The organism is Sphingobium sp. (assembly GCF_049304695.1).
In the GTDB taxonomy this organism is placed as follows: Bacteria; Pseudomonadota; Alphaproteobacteria; order Sphingomonadales; family Sphingomonadaceae; genus Sphingobium.
Map to the genome: position 1 here is coordinate 93,081 of NZ_JBAQOK010000016.1, position 14,078 is coordinate 107,158.

Genomic DNA, 14,078 nt, shown 5'->3' on the forward strand with positions numbered 1-14,078 from the left:
TGCGATCGGGCGACACGACCCTATCTGCATGACCATGCCGATGGACCCGATCCCCAATCTCGCCGACCTTTCGCTTGCCGATATAGCCCGCCTGCTGGCGGACAAGAAACTGCCGCCAGTGGACAAGTGGAATCCCGATCATTGCGGCGACAGCGAAATGCGGATCGCGCGCGACGGCACATGGTTTCATCAGGGGTCGCCGATCGGGCGCGAGGCGATGGTGCGCCTGTTTTCCACCATATTGCGGCGTGAAGCGGACGGCAGCTACGTTCTGGTCACGCCGGTCGAGAAATTGACCATCGCGGTAGAGGATGCACCTTTCGTCGCAGTCGAATTAAAAAGTGAAGGCGAAGATCGCAGCCGGGCATTGGCATTTCGGCTGAACACGGGCGATCTGGTGACGGCTGGCCCGGACAATCCCATCGTCGTGCGCGAGACGGCGGATGGGCCCCATCCCTATCTGCATGTGCGCGGTGGGCTGGAGGCGCTGGTCGTGCGCAGCGTTTATTATGAGATGATGAACTTGGCGCTGGAAGATAGCGATGCCATGGACACGCCTCGTGTCGGCCTGTGGAGCCAAGGTCGATTTTTCCCGCTGGACGGACAAGCATGATATTGGCGGAGCGGCTGCGCGCGGCGCTGGCGGAAGGGCATAGTCGCGCGGATCGGGTGCCGCTGTCCGACATACGCGACCCGCGCATCGACAGTGACATAGCGCTGGCCCCTGCCGCCGTTCTGGTCGCGATCACCGATCGGCCCGAACCGGGCCTGATCCTGACCATGCGGGCGGACACGTTGCGCAAACATGCAGGGCAAATCGCTTTTCCCGGCGGACGAGTCGATCCCGGCGACGCCGACGAGATCGCCGGCGCCTTACGGGAGGCGCAGGAAGAGATCGGCCTGCCCCCGCATGTGGCGGACATCATCGGCGTAACCGACCGCTATCACACCTTCACCGGCTTCGACATTGTGCCGGTGCTGGCCGTGATCCCGCCTGACCTGCCGCTGCGCGCGCAGGAGGCGGAGGTCGCCGACTGGTTCGAACTGCCGCTGGCCTTTGCGCTCGACCCGGCGAATCGGGTGCGGCAGGAAATTGAATTTGCGGGTGCGACGCGCCATTTTTACGAAATCATGTGGCAGGGCCGTCGCATATGGGGAATTACTGCTGCCATTCTCGCCAATCTGTCGCGCAGGCTGGGCCATGACCGTTCAGCTGCCTGACGCTTCCTGGCGTCATCGTCCGGGGCTGGACGGCTTGCTCGAAGCACTTGGCGCGGCGGAGGGCAAAGTGCGCTTCGTGGGTGGCGCGGTGCGCGACGGTTTGCTGGGCCTGCCGGTCAACGACCTCGACATCGCGACGACAATCAACCCGCATGATGTGGTCGATCGGCTGAAGGCTGCGGGGATCAAGGCGGTGCCAACGGGCATTGATCATGGCACGATCACCGCTGTCATCAGCGGCTGGCCCGTGGAAATAACAACCCTGCGCCGTGACGTCAGCACTGACGGCCGCCGTGCGACCATCACCTATACCGATGACTGGCGAGAAGATGCGGCGCGGCGCGATTTCACGATCAATGCGCTTTATGCAGACCCGCTGACGCTGGCGGTGACGGATTATTTTGGTGGGCTGGACGATCTGACTGCGAAGCGACTGCGCTTTATCGGGGACGCCACGGCGCGCATTGCCGAGGACCATTTGCGCATCCTGCGCTATTTCCGCTTCCTCGCCAGATATGGCAGTGATGCTCTGGACGACGCGGCTTATGCCGCCTGCCGGGCCGCCGCCAACAATTTGATGGCCTTGTCGCGTGAGCGGATTGCCGACGAATTGCTCAAGCTGATCGGCGTTGCAGCGCCTGTTCATGCGCTACGCCTGATGGTCGATGGCGATATTCTGCGCGCGGTTTTGCCTGAGGTCGATGGCGATGGAATTGCGCGCCTCCAAACACTGATCACGCGCGAAGGGGAAGCCGGTGTTGCGGTTGCACCTCTGCGCCGCCTCGCCGCCCTGCTGCCGCCCGATCCGATTGTTGCAGACGCCATCGGCGCGCGGTTGAAGCTGTCGAAAAAGGCACGCAAGCGGCTGACCATAGCCCTGGATGATGCAGAGTATGAAACGCCCCGCGCTCTGGCTTATCGCGTTGGTGTGGAAGGGGCTATCGATCGCCTGTTGCTCGACGGACGGCGGCCTTTGTCGGACCTGACCGCCATCATTGGCTGGACGCCGCCTGCCTTGCCGATTGGCGGCGGCGGGTTGATTGAGCGTGGCTTGCCACCCGGCCCCGACGTGGCGAAGGCGTTGCATGAGGTGCAGCGGATGTGGGTCGAGGAAGGCTTCCCCGATGCTGGCAGGGTCGCGACGATCGCCGATCAGATCGTTTCGAAATTCCAGCGGGCACGCCAATAATCGAACGCGTCGGCTTCATTCATCGGCTTCGCGAAATGATAGCCCTGCCCCTGCCAGCAGCCCATGGTTTGAAGCGCATGAGCCAGTTCCTGCGTCTCGATCCCCTCCGCAGTCACGCGCAGATTGAGCGATTCGGCAAGCGACAGGATCGTGCGGACGATGATCATCTTGTCCCGATCCTGAAGCATGGACGTCACGAAGCTGCGATCGATCTTCAAAATGTCGATTGGCAGGCTGTGGAGGCTGGCAAGATTGGAAAAGCCGGTGCCGAAATCGTCCATCGCGATGGACATTTTCAAATCCTTGAGCGCGAAGAGCAGTTTGCGTGCCTTGTCAGGATCCGCAACGATGGCACTTTCAGTCAGTTCGGCAGTCATGCGGTTGCCTGCGATTCCTGAATAACGCAGCGCTTCTTCGAACATCGACGCCACATCGTCGCGCGCCATCTGAATCGGTGACAGGTTGACGTTAACGCTGATTGGCAAAGCCTGTCCAAAGCGCGAATCCCAGCGCGAGAGCGCCTGCGCGGCCTCATAGGCGGCCCAGCGGCCCAGCGTCGTGATGAGACCGCTTTCCTCGGCCACGGCGATGAACTCGACAGGCGAGACGTTGCCCAGATCGGGATCATTCCAGCGGGCCAGCGCTTCGAACCCGGTAATCTCCCCGGTGTGGAGATGGATCAGGGGTTGATAGGCGAGCGTGAGGCCACCATGGGCCAGGGCGTCGCGCAGGCGGCTTTCGATCGAAAAACGGCGCTGTGCTTCCTTGAGCACGCCGTTGCGGTAGATTTCGACCTTGCCGCTGCATTTGGCGATCTTCACTGCCGCCTGCGCCTTGCGCACGACATCTTCGGGATCGTCGGTCAGGCTGGTCGACAGGGCGCAGCCGATGGCGCAATCCACACGGATCTGGAGATCGGACAGACGGATGGGGGATGCCAATGCTTCCTTGATGCGCTGCACGATGTGGAGCGCATCGGACAGGCCGTTGTTGAGACGCGCGAAAATTGCAAAGTCGTTGCCGCCGATCCGGGCGAGGACGTCGCCCTGACGCAGGCTGGACTTCAGACGCTTTGCCACGGTGATGAGCAATTCGTCCCCCGCCATGGAGCCGAGCGATTCGTTGACACGGCTGAACCGGCTAAGGTCGATCGCGATGATGCCGAATTGCGCCTGGTCGGGCCAGTGGGCGTTGGCCAGCCGGTCATCAATCTTTTCGCCAAAGCCGGTGCGGTTGGGCAGCGCGGTCAGGCCGTCCGACAGAAGTTCGCGGCGAAGGTTTTTTTCGATCGTGCGCTCGCTGGTGCGATCCGTCGCGGTGAAGAGATACAAATCGTCACCGCCTGATGCTCCCTTCAATCGGCCAAAGGCGCAGGAAAAATATTCCGGGCCCAGCTTTCCGTCGCGCCGCAGTTCGAAATTCACATGGGGGCGATCCGATTCGCGAAACTCGCAGAAATGCTTCTTCCACTCCGCATCGATGATGATCGGACCAACGCCATTTTCGGCCCGATCGCTTTGCACCTGCACGAAACGCGCATTGCCGCGAACCATCAGTATCTGTTGATCCTGAACGGCAAAAATGGCTGCGACCTGCCCCAGCGCATCTAGCCACTCGCCGTCCTGACCAATGTCGTGACGATGCACGTCCCCCTGTTCCGCAGAGGTGGGACATCTGGTCCTTGCTACCGGCCAGCTATGCGCAGAGGTGGACTCCATGTGCCTGCTATTACCGCTCAGGAGTAAATTTTCTGAAAACGCGATGTTTAGCGATGAGACAAAAGGCGGAAGGCGCGGCGGTTAAAAGCGGTTGTCGCGCGGGAAGCCGGTCGGGGGCATGCGTCCGGCCGCGCCGCGCGCGACCTTCCATGGGGTCATGTCGCTTTCGGTACGGGTACGGCCGGTTTCGCCTCCCATAGTCCAACTCAACCCATCGGACAGGCGGAAAGCGATGGCGTCGGACAGGCCGCCGTCGCGATAGCGCTGCATCTGGACGCCCTGCCCGCGCGTCATGCGGGGCATTTCGCCGATGGGGAAGACGAGCAGCTTTCGGTTTTCGCCGATGACAGCGATACTGTCCGCTTCGGCAGGAACGGTGCGGATGACGGCCAGCTTGGATCCTTCACGGATGTTGACGACCTGCTTGCCCTTGCGGGTTTCGGCGATGAGGTCGGCCATGGCGGCGATGAAGCCGCGTCCGTCGGACGAAGCCAGCAGCAGGTCGCCGCCGATCCGTGCAGGCATGAAGGCGACGATCGCGCCTTCCTGATCCATGTCCACCAGCGAACGGACCGGATCGCCAAAGCCACGCCCGCCCGGCAGCTTGTCCGACGCCAGTGTGAATACACGCCCGGTGGCAGTCGCGAGCAACAGCTTGTCGGTGGTGTAGGCGTGGAAAGCGAATTGTGGACCGTCGCCTTCCTTGAACTTGAGCGTGTCGGCAGCGGCCAGATCGCGATGCCCGGTCATGGCGCGAATCCAGCCCCGATCGGACAGGATGACGGTGATCGGTTCGCGCTCGATCATCGCCTCCAGCGGGATTTCACGCGTTGGGCCAGCTTCCTCCACCAATGTGCGACGACGGCCGAGGTCGGTTTCGGGACCGTAGCGCTTGCGCATCGCGGCGATGTCGCGCTTCAGGCGGGTGCGCTGTCTGACCGGACTTTCGACCAGCTTTTGCAGCTCATCCTGTTCGGCCATGAGTTCGGCATGTTCGCGCCGCAACTCCATCTCCTCCAGCTTGCGCAGCGATCGCAGGCGCATGTTGAGAATGGCTTCGGCCTGACGGTCCGTCAGGGCAAATTCGTCCATCATCACGACCTTCGGCTCATCCTGCGTGCGGATGATCTCGATCACGCGGTCGAGGTTGAGGTAAGCGATGATATAGCCGTCGAGCAGTTCGAGCCGGGCGGCGATCTTGTCCAGACGGTTTTGCGCGCGGCGGACCAGCACGTCGATCTGGTGCTTTAGCCATTCAACCAGAACGGCCTTGAGGCCCAGCACGCGTGGGGTGTGGGTCGCGTCGAGGACGTTCAAGTTGAGCGGAAAGCGGTTTTCCAGATCGCTCAGGCGGTAAAGGCTGTCCTTCAACACCTGCGGATCGACGTTGCGGTTTCTGGGCGTGATGACGATGCGGATCGTCTCGTCGCTTTCGTCGCGGATATCCTCCAGAATCGGCAGCTTGCGATCGTTGATGATGCCCGCGATCTGCTCGATCAGCTTGCCCTTTTGCACCTGATAGGGAATTTCGCTGACGACCAGTTGCCATGTGCCGCCGCTCAATTTCTCGATGCCGGTCGGTTCCCAGACGCCCTTGTCATCCTTGCCGGTGGAGAAGCGCGCGCGGGTGCGGAAGCCGCCGCGACCGGTGGCATAGGCTTCGGCGATGAGCGCGGGGTTGTCGACCAATATGCCGCCGGTCGGGAAGTCCGGGCCAGTGACGATTTTCATCAGCGCGGCATGATCGGCTTCCGGATCGTCGATCAGCAGGCTGGCGGCGTCGAGCAGTTCGGAGACGTTGTGCGGCGGGATACTGGTGGCCATGCCGACCGCGATGCCGCTGGCGCCGTTGGCGAGGAGGTTGGGGAAGAGGCCGGGGAAGACTTCCGGCTCTTCATCTTCGCCATTATAGGTCGGGCGGAAATCCACCGTGCCTTCGTCCAGACCGGCCATCAGGTCGGCGGCAGGCTGAGTCAGGCGTGCTTCGGTATAACGCATGGCCGCGGCATTATCACCGTCGATATTGCCGAAATTGCCCTGCCCGTCGACAAGGGGGGTCCGCAGCACGAAGTCCTGCGCCAGACGGACCATGGCGTCATAGACCGACGAATCGCCATGGGGGTGATATTTGCCGATGACGTCGCCGACGACGCGGGCGCATTTTTTGTAGCTGGTGCTATTGCGCGCCGGGTTGGCGACGAGGACGTCGGGAGATGCGCCCGACGGTTCCATCTTGAGCAGGCGCATCGCCCAGAGCAGGCGGCGGTGGACGGGTTTGAGGCCATCGCGCAGGTCCGGCAGCGAGCGGGCGGTGATGGTGGAGAGGGCATAGACGAGATAGCGTTGCGACAACGCTGCGTCGAAAGGGTGGTCCTTGATATTGTCGAGGGGGTCGCGAAAATCGGTCATTACGGGTGAGATAGCAGGACGGGGGCAAAACGGAAACGGATTTGCTTTTTCCAGAGTGAGGACCACAGGTAAACGCGATTGTGGGAATTGATGCTCTTTAGCCAGTTCCTGCAGAATTGTATTATTATCGTTATATATCAGTTAGATATATAAGATTTCGATCCAGAATCGGACGCACTTGCGCGATTGTGCAAATGCAGCAATTTTTCGTTTCGGGGGTTGCGCATTGCGGGCGGGACGCCACTTTGGGGTGGTGCTTGATTCCCTCGGTTCATCCCAAATCACCCTGCCCGCGCCGCCGGTCGCCTTGCTGTCCGGCGCGGCGCTGTTCCTCGATTTCGACGGGACGCTCGCGCCGATCGCGGAGCGGCCCGATGATGTGCGGGTGGATGCAGCGCTGCTGGATACGCTCCATGCGTTGCGCGCCCGCCTGAACGGGCGGCTGGCAATCGTCAGTGGGCGGTCGGTGGCAACGCTGCGCGATCTGGGCTTTGGCGATTTCCTGATGGCGGGCACGCATGGACTGGAATTTGCGCGGCCCGGCGAAGATGTCGATGCGCCGCAAAGGCTGACAGCGATCGACACGGTGGAAGCGGCGTTCAACGATTTCGTCGCGGACAAGCCGGGCCTGCTGGTCGAGCGCAAGACGATCAGCGTGGGGCTGCATTTTCGTGGCGATCCGACCTTTGCCGACGAATCCGATGCGTTGGGCGTCGCGCTGGCCAAGCAATATGGACTGGCGATCCAGCGCGGTAAAATGCTGATCGAACTGCGCCCCGGCGGAGCGGACAAGGGCAGCGCCGTCGCGCGACTGATGCGCGAAAGCCCGATGGAGGGCGGCGTACCGATCTTCATCGGTGACGATGTAACCGACGAGGAAGGCTTTGCCGTCGCGGTCGAACTGGGCGGTGCTGGCATATTGGTTGGCCCCTATCGCACCACGCGGGCCGCATATAATCTGGAACAGGTTGCAGCGGTCAGGCATTACCTAGTCGAGGGGGTCGCCACACTGGGTTGAGCATACCCTGTTACGCGCCCATTTTTTTTCACCACCGGGGGACGACCGATCAGCGACACCAGTGACACACTTCATGGCGGGAACGAGCGCACGCTCGACCTGTGGCCGATCGGCAATTGTCAGGCCTCTGCGCTGATCGATCGGGCGGGCCGGATGGTGTGGGGATGTGTCCCGCGCGTCGATGGCGACCCGGTGTTCTCCGCTCTGCTGGACGACAAGGCATGGGAAGACCCCGACGCCCGTGGTTTCTGGGCCATCGAGCTGGAAAATTGCGTCGCTGTCGAACAACATTATATCCGCAACACCCCGATATTGGTCACGCGCCAGAGCGATGCGCAGGGCAATGCGGTCGAGACGTTGGATTTCTGCCCCCGCCATCGCCACAAGGGCCGGATGTATCGGCCCGTTGCGTTCATCCGCATCGTGCGCCCGGTCGCCGGATCGCCCCGCGTGCGGGTGCGACTGCGGCCTACGACGTCGTGGAACGATGAAGCCGTGCCGATCAATTACGGGTCGAACCATATCCGCATGGTGCTGTCCTATATGGCGATGCGCGTATCGACCAATGCGCCCATCGGCCTGATCGCGCAGGAAAGCTGGTTCCGGCTGGAAGACGACATCCATTTCTTCATGGGGCCGGACGAAGGATTTTCCGACGCGCTGCGCCCGGCGATGGAACGGATGCTGGACGACACGATCGAGGAATGGCGCATCTGGGTTCGTGGGCTGGCCATCCCCGCCGAATGGCAGGAAGCGGTGATCCGATCGGCCATTACGCTCAAGCTGTGCCAGCATGAGGAAACCGGCGCGATCGTCGCGGCGCTGACCACCTCCATCCCCGAACATGCCGACAGCGGGCGCAACTGGGACTATCGTTACTGCTGGGTGCGGGACGCCTATTATACGGTGGAGGCGCTCAACCGTCTGGGCGCGCTCGACGTGCTGGAAACCTATCTCGTCTATCTGCGCAACATCGTCGATGGCGCGAAGGGCGGGCATATCCAGCCACTTTACGACGTGCGCGGCAATGCGACGCTGACCGAATGGGAGGCGCAGAACCTGCCGGGCTATCGCGGCATGGGACCGGTGCGGGTGGGCAATGCGGCCTATAGCCAGATCCAGCATGACGCCTATGGCCAGATCGTGCTGTCATCGGTGCAGGGCTTTATCGACCAGCGTTTGTTGCGCATGGCCGGTCATGCCGATTTCGAGGCGCTGGAGGTCGTGGGCGAGCGGGCATGGGCCGTGTATGACAAGCCGGACGCGGGCCTGTGGGAACTGCGCAACCGCACCCATGTCCACAGCTATAGCGCGGTGATGTGCTGGGCGGCGTGCGACCGGCTGGCCCATGCGGCGACAGCGCTCGATCTGCCGGTGCGCGCGGCGCATTGGCAGAACCGGGCCGACACGATGAAGGCGAAGATATTGGAATCGGCATGGCGGCCCGAAAGCAACGCCATATCCGCCAATTTCGAGGATGATTCGCGCGACGCTTCGCTGCTGCAACTGCTGGACCTGCGGTTTCTGAACGCCGACGATCCGATGTATATCGGCACGCTGGCTGCGCTGGAGACCGACCTGCGGCGGGGCAACGACATGTTGCGATACAGCGCGCCCGATGATTTCGGCGAGCCGGTGACGGCGTTCAACGTCTGCACATTCTGGCTTATCGAGGCGCTGCACCGCACGGGTCGCACGCAGGAAGCACGGACATTGTTCGAGGAGATGTTGAGCCGCCGCACTGCCGCTGGTTTGCTGTCCGAGGACATCGACCCCAACACCGGGGAATTATGGGGCAACTATCCCCAGACATACTCGTTGGTCGGCATTATCAACTGCGCCGTCTTGCTGAGCAAGCCATGGAGCGTGATGCGTTGAGCCGTCTGATAGTCATTTCAAATAGGGTCAGTCGCCCCAGTAAAAGCGGCAATCAGGGGGGACTGGCCGTCGCCCTTTCCCAAGCCCTGCGCGAGAGCCGGGGCATCTGGGTCGGATGGTCGGGCGAAGTCACCGACAATTTCACCGGCCATATCGGCTTTGCCGAGGATGACGGCGTCAAGACCGCGACGATCGACCTGGAAGAACAGGATATCGACGAATATTATAACGGTTATGCCAACAAGACGCTGTGGCCGCTGTTCCATTTCCGCATCGACCTGGCCGAATATGAGCGCGATTTCGAGGGCGGCTATAACCGCGTCAACAAGCGTTTTGCCGATACCGCGACTCCGCTGATCGAGCCGGAGGATGTGATATGGGTGCATGATTATCACATGATCCCGCTGGGCCAGATGTTGCGCGACAAGGGGTTGAAGAACCGGATGGGCTTCTTCCTGCACATCCCATGGCCACCCACGCGCCTGCTGGTATCATTGCCCCATCACAGCAAGCTGGTCAGCACCATGTTTGCCTATGACGTGGTGGGTTTCCATACCGAGGAATGGCTGGAATCGTTCCGTCATTATGTCGAGCGCGAAATGGGCGGCACGGTGAACGGCGATTTCGTGACCGTGGGCGACCGCACGATACAGGCGATCGCCTGCCCGATCGGCATCAATGCGCAGGAATTTGCGGAGGCCGCCACCAGCGATGCGGCTGAAGCCATGGGGCAGCAGGTGCGTGCTTCGTTGCAGGACCGCACGATGATCGTCGGCGTCGACCGGCTGGATTACAGCAAAGGGCTGGAGGAGCGGTTCAACGGCTATGCCCGGTTCCTCAAGGACCATCCCGAACAGCATCGCAAAGTGTTGCTGACGCAGATCGCGCCGCCTTCACGAGGCGAGGTGGAGAGTTATCAGCAGATCCGCGCGACGCTCGATTCGCTGGCCGGGCGGCTGAACGGGGAATATAGCGATGTGGACTGGACGCCGATCCGCTACGTCAATCAGGGTTATCCGCGCGACAAGCTGGCGGGCATCTATCGCAGCGCCAAGATCGGGCTGGTGACGCCGCTGCGCGACGGGATGAATCTGGTGGCGAAGGAATATGTGGCGGCGCAGGACCCGAACGATCCGGGCGTGCTGATCCTGTCGCGTTTTGCGGGCGCGGCGATGCAGTTGAAGGACGCGCTGCTCATCAACCCCTATAGCCCGGAGGAGATGTCTGACGCGATCAGCCGGGCTATCGCCATGCCACTGGACGAGCGCAAGCGGCGCTGGCGCGCGATGATGGACAGCGTGGAGACGCAGGACATCAGCTGGTGGCGGCAGGCCTTTACCAGCCGGTTGATGGCGGTGGATCGGGCGGACATGTCGGTCGAGGCGGAGGTCGAGACGACGGCGGGATAGCGGTTGAGCAGGTGCGCGCGGATGGCTATTGCACCATCATGACGCCAATGGATCATGATGATGACGAGCCGCGCAGTCTGTGGTCCGCAATCCATGCGCGGTCGGGCGTGATATTCGGTGCGGTCGGCCTGATCGCGTGGTTCGCACTGGTGTGGCTTGTCGTAGGTGACGTGCTGTAACGGTCGATGCCCGCCGCTTTTCTTTGCAAGGCGGCGGGCGATTTCGGTCAGGCTATGGTCGGAATGATCCCCCCCTCCACCCGCACGGCCGCGCCGTTGGTGGCGGCGGCGAGCGGGCTGGCGAGATAGGCGACCATGGCACCCACTTCGTCCGCTTCGATCAGGCGCTTAATGAGCGAAAGCGGGCGCAGCTTGGTGAAAAATTCCGTCTCGCGATCGGCTTCGCTGGCATCCTTGTTATCGACGACGGAACGGATGAAATCCACGATCCCTTCCGATCGGGTCGGGCCGGGCATCACGCTATTGACGGTGACGCCGGTGCCGCGCGTTTGTTCGGCAAGGCCGCGCGAGATGGAAAGCTGGGCCGATTTGGTCATGCCATAGTGGATCATTTCGGCGGGCGGCAGCAGGCCGCTTTCGCTGGCGATGAAGATCACCCTGCCCCAGTTTTGCGCGAGCATCTGCGGAAAATAATGGCGCGACAGGCGCGCGCCGCTGACCACATTGACTTCGAACAGGCGGTGCCAGTCGTCGTCGGTGATGTCGGTAAATGCTTTCGCCTCGTAAATGCCGAGATTGTTGACGAGGATGTCGGTGCGGGGAACGGCAGTGATCAGCGCGGCGGCGCCCTCCGCCGTGGCCGGGTCCGCCAGCACGGAGTTGACTGGCAGGCCGATGTCCGCAGCTGCGGCGTCCAGCTTGGCCTGGCTGCGGCCAGTGATGGTGACGGCGACGCCCTCCTGCGCCAGACGGCGGGCGATGGCGAGGCCGATGCCGGCGGTTGATCCAGTGACGATCGCAATCTTGGCGGTGAGTTTGAGGTCCATGTGCGTTCCCTTCGATGTGATGGACCCAAGATAGACATTTGCCGATTGATGATTAGAAAGCACTTCATCATTTCAGAAGTGATTTCAAATCATGGATAACCGGTTTGGCGACATAGAGACGTTTCTGATGGTCGCAAGCGAGGGCAGTTTCGCGGCGGCGGCCAAGGCGCTGCGCCTGACGCCATCGGCCGTCAGCCGATCGATCACGCGGCTGGAGCGACGGCTGGGCGTGGCGTTGCTGCGGCGTACGACCCGCGCGCTGGCGCTGACGAGCGAGGGCATCGCCTATCGCGCGCGAATGGCCACCTTGCTGGGCGACATGCAGGACGTGGAAAGCAGCCTGGGGCAGGATGGACACGAGCCGCGCGGCATGGTGCGGATCAATGCGTCGCCGTCCTTTGGCGTAGCGTGTCTGTTGCCGATCCTGCCTCGCTTCACCGCACTATATCCTGCCGTGACGATCGACCTGACATTGACCGATGCGATCGTGGACATGGTGGAGGAGCGCGCCGACATCGCGATACGCATCGGGCCGCTGCGCGATACGCGGCTGCGCGCCAAAAAGCTGGGGCATAGCCGCATGGCGTTGGTCGCCAGCCCCGATTATCTGGCGCGGCGCGGCAAGCCCGTGACGCCGGACGATCTGGACGCGCATGATTGCCTGCGCTTCAGTTTCCGCCGGTCGGTGGACAGTTGGCCATTCCGCATCGACGGGCGCGTGGTGCAAAGGCCGGTGCAGGGCATGTTCTTCGGCAATTCTGGCGAGGTGGTGCGCCAGATGGCGGTCGCGGGCGGCGGCATAGCGCGGCACGGGCGCTTTCATGTCGCGCGCGATCTAGCCGCCGGGCGGCTGGTCGAGATATTGGCGGACCATAATCCGGGCGATGGCGAGGATATTCATGCGCTCTATGCAGCGGAAAACCGGGCTTCGGTGCGGATCAGGGCGTTTCTGGATTTTCTGGACGCGCATATGACTGTTGCGGAATAAGTCGCGCTGCCCCATCCAATTGCACCCCTGCCCACTTTGCTTTATGGGCCAGCCGAGCAGCCCCGGCACCCGCTGATCCTCATCGATTCGCGTGTCGCCGGGGCGCAGTATTTTTGACCAGACAGGAACGCGCATGGCCCGTCGCCGCCAGATTTACGAAGGCAAGGCAAAGATCCTTTATGAAGGCCCCGAACCGGGCACGATCATCCAATATTTCAAGGATGACGCCACTGCTTTCAACGCGCAGAAGAAGGGCACGATTTCCGGCAAGGGCGTGCTGAACAACCGGATTTCCGAGCATATCTTCACGCTGCTGGGCCAGATCGGGGTGCCCACGCACTTCATCCGTCGCCTGAACATGCGCGAACAGCTGGTCCGTCAGGTCGAGATCGTGCCGATCGAGGTCGTGGTGCGCAACGTCGCCGCCGGATCGCTCAGCAAGAAGCTGGGCATCGAGGAAGGCACGCAACTGCCCCGCACGCTGATCGAATATTGTTACAAGGATGACGCGCTGGGCGACCCGCTGATTTCCGAGGAACATATCGCCTGCTTCGGTTGGGCCACGCAGGAAGAGATGCACGACATCGCCGACATGGCGATCCGCATCAACGATTTCATGTGCGGCCTGTTCGCGGGCATCGGCATCCGCCTGATCGACTTCAAGCTGGAGTTTGGCCGGTTGTTCGACGGCGATTACAGCCGCATCATCCTGGCCGACGAGATCAGCCCGGACGGGTGCCGCCTGTGGGATTCGGTGACGAACGAAAAGCTGGACAAGGACCGCTTCCGCCGCGATCTGGGCGGCGAAGTCGAAGCCTATCAGGAAGTCGCGCGCCGATTGGGCTTGCTGCCCGAAGGGCTGGACACGACGGTTCTGGACCTGGATACGCATCGTAAGAAGCGTGAGAAGGAAGAGGGCTGATCGGCTTTTTCGGGCCTTTGGGCTTGGATGAGTGAGACAAATATGGGCCGGTGGCGACTTTGGGTTGCTGCCGGCTTTTTTATGTTTGTTCAGAGGCTGACCGAAAAAGAAGTTGGGTGATATCAGCGAGATGTGATTCAGTCGGAGTTGCGAAACGACGACGGAGTGACACATGTGGACCGACACCACCCGTCGGCAGTATGCCAGAGCCGAACTGCTTTTGCCAAGTGATCTGACTGACGCGGAATGGGCGATTTTGGAACCGCTGCTCCCACCGCGTTCGAAGCTCGGTCGTCCGCCAGTTTGGGATTACCGGCAGA

The 14,078-nt window shown here is 61.9% G+C and carries 12 protein-coding genes and 1 pseudogene; 10 read left to right on the top strand and 3 right to left on the bottom strand.

Features of this window, described 5'->3' with window-relative positions:
* The first annotated feature begins 34 nt into the window (after positions 1-34).
* From WA070_RS02210 to WA070_RS02220, 3 genes are read left to right on the top strand one after another with little or no spacing between them, the layout of a single operon-like run.
* A complete protein-coding gene (locus WA070_RS02210) occupies positions 35-613 on the top strand; it encodes a DUF1285 domain-containing protein (RefSeq protein ID WP_422632602.1) in 579 nt (192 codons plus the stop codon).
* Positions 610-1,221, top strand: a complete 612-nt coding sequence (locus WA070_RS02215; protein WP_422632586.1) for a CoA pyrophosphatase — start codon at positions 610-612, stop codon at positions 1,219-1,221. The genes WA070_RS02210 and WA070_RS02215 overlap by 4 nt, the downstream gene beginning before the upstream one ends.
* A complete protein-coding gene (locus WA070_RS02220) occupies positions 1,202-2,410 on the top strand; it encodes a CCA tRNA nucleotidyltransferase (RefSeq protein WP_422632587.1) in 1,209 nt (402 codons plus the stop codon). The genes WA070_RS02215 and WA070_RS02220 overlap by 20 nt, the downstream gene beginning before the upstream one ends.
* On the opposite strand, the gene WA070_RS02225 is transcribed toward WA070_RS02220, so the two are convergent.
* Together WA070_RS02225 and parC are read right to left on the bottom strand one after the other, a co-directional pair.
* Complete coding sequence (locus WA070_RS02225) at positions 2,374-4,128, bottom strand: putative bifunctional diguanylate cyclase/phosphodiesterase (RefSeq protein WP_422632588.1); 1,755 nt, start codon at positions 4,126-4,128, stop codon at positions 2,374-2,376. The two genes, WA070_RS02220 and WA070_RS02225, sit on opposite strands and share 37 nt — an antisense overlap.
* Before the next feature lie 81 nt (positions 4,129-4,209).
* Positions 4,210-6,537 (bottom strand): DNA topoisomerase IV subunit A, encoded by a 2,328-nt coding sequence (parC, locus tag WA070_RS02230; protein ID WP_422632589.1) that lies wholly within the window; start codon positions 6,535-6,537, stop codon positions 4,210-4,212.
* Positions 6,538-6,790: 253 nt separating this feature from the next.
* On the opposite strand from parC, the gene otsB reads away from it, so the two are divergent.
* The 4 genes from otsB (at position 6,791) to WA070_RS02250 (ending at position 11,021) form a co-directional block, all read left to right on the top strand.
* Complete coding sequence (gene otsB / locus WA070_RS02235) at positions 6,791-7,555, top strand: trehalose-phosphatase (protein ID WP_422632590.1); 765 nt, start codon at positions 6,791-6,793, stop codon at positions 7,553-7,555.
* A 99-nt stretch (positions 7,556-7,654) separates the two neighbouring features.
* Positions 7,655-9,433 (top strand): glycoside hydrolase family 15 protein, encoded by a 1,779-nt coding sequence (locus tag WA070_RS02240; protein ID WP_422632603.1) that lies wholly within the window; start codon positions 7,655-7,657, stop codon positions 9,431-9,433.
* Complete coding sequence (gene otsA / locus WA070_RS02245; RefSeq protein WP_422632591.1) at positions 9,430-10,842, top strand: alpha,alpha-trehalose-phosphate synthase (UDP-forming); 1,413 nt, start codon at positions 9,430-9,432, stop codon at positions 10,840-10,842. The genes WA070_RS02240 and otsA overlap by 4 nt, the downstream gene beginning before the upstream one ends.
* Positions 10,843-10,880: 38 nt before the next feature.
* Positions 10,881-11,021, top strand: a complete 141-nt coding sequence (locus WA070_RS02250; RefSeq protein ID WP_422632592.1) for a hypothetical protein — start codon at positions 10,881-10,883, stop codon at positions 11,019-11,021.
* Between the two features lie 47 nt (positions 11,022-11,068).
* Here WA070_RS02250 and WA070_RS02255 read toward each other — a convergent pair whose 3' ends face one another.
* A complete protein-coding gene (locus tag WA070_RS02255; protein WP_422632593.1) occupies positions 11,069-11,848 on the bottom strand; it encodes an SDR family NAD(P)-dependent oxidoreductase in 780 nt (259 codons plus the stop codon).
* A gap of 91 nt (positions 11,849-11,939) precedes the next feature.
* On the opposite strand from WA070_RS02255, the gene WA070_RS02260 reads away from it, so the two are divergent.
* From WA070_RS02260 to WA070_RS02270, 3 genes and pseudogenes are all read left to right on the top strand, one after another.
* Entirely contained in the window at positions 11,940-12,836 is an 897-nt protein-coding gene (locus WA070_RS02260; protein WP_422632594.1) for a LysR family transcriptional regulator, read from the top strand.
* 133 nt (positions 12,837-12,969) lie between these two features.
* On the top strand, positions 12,970-13,758 hold the full coding sequence (gene purC, locus WA070_RS02265; RefSeq protein WP_422632595.1) for a phosphoribosylaminoimidazolesuccinocarboxamide synthase: 789 nt from the start codon (positions 12,970-12,972) through the stop codon (positions 13,756-13,758).
* A gap of 172 nt (positions 13,759-13,930) precedes the next feature.
* Positions 13,931-14,078 (top strand): annotated as a pseudogene (locus WA070_RS02270) (IS5/IS1182 family transposase); the annotation flags it as partial.

Excerpts from the sequence above, each read along its gene's own strand:
- WA070_RS02210 (WP_422632602.1), top strand. The coding sequence starts at position 35 with ATGCCGATGGACCCGATCCCCAATCTCGCCGACCTTTCGCTTGCCGAT.
- WA070_RS02215 (WP_422632586.1), top strand. The coding sequence starts at position 610 with ATGATATTGGCGGAGCGGCTGCGCGCGGCGCTGGCGGAAGGGCATAGT.
- WA070_RS02220 (WP_422632587.1), top strand. The coding sequence starts at position 1,202 with ATGACCGTTCAGCTGCCTGACGCTTCCTGGCGTCATCGTCCGGGGCTG.
- WA070_RS02225 (WP_422632588.1), bottom strand. The coding sequence starts at position 4,128 with ATGGAGTCCACCTCTGCGCATAGCTGGCCGGTAGCAAGGACCAGATGT.
- parC (WP_422632589.1), bottom strand. The coding sequence starts at position 6,537 with ATGACCGATTTTCGCGACCCCCTCGACAATATCAAGGACCACCCTTTC.
- WA070_RS02250 (WP_422632592.1), top strand. The coding sequence starts at position 10,881 with ATGACGCCAATGGATCATGATGATGACGAGCCGCGCAGTCTGTGGTCC.
- WA070_RS02255 (WP_422632593.1), bottom strand. The coding sequence starts at position 11,848 with ATGGACCTCAAACTCACCGCCAAGATTGCGATCGTCACTGGATCAACC.
- WA070_RS02260 (WP_422632594.1), top strand. The coding sequence starts at position 11,940 with ATGGATAACCGGTTTGGCGACATAGAGACGTTTCTGATGGTCGCAAGC.
- purC (WP_422632595.1), top strand. The coding sequence starts at position 12,970 with ATGGCCCGTCGCCGCCAGATTTACGAAGGCAAGGCAAAGATCCTTTAT.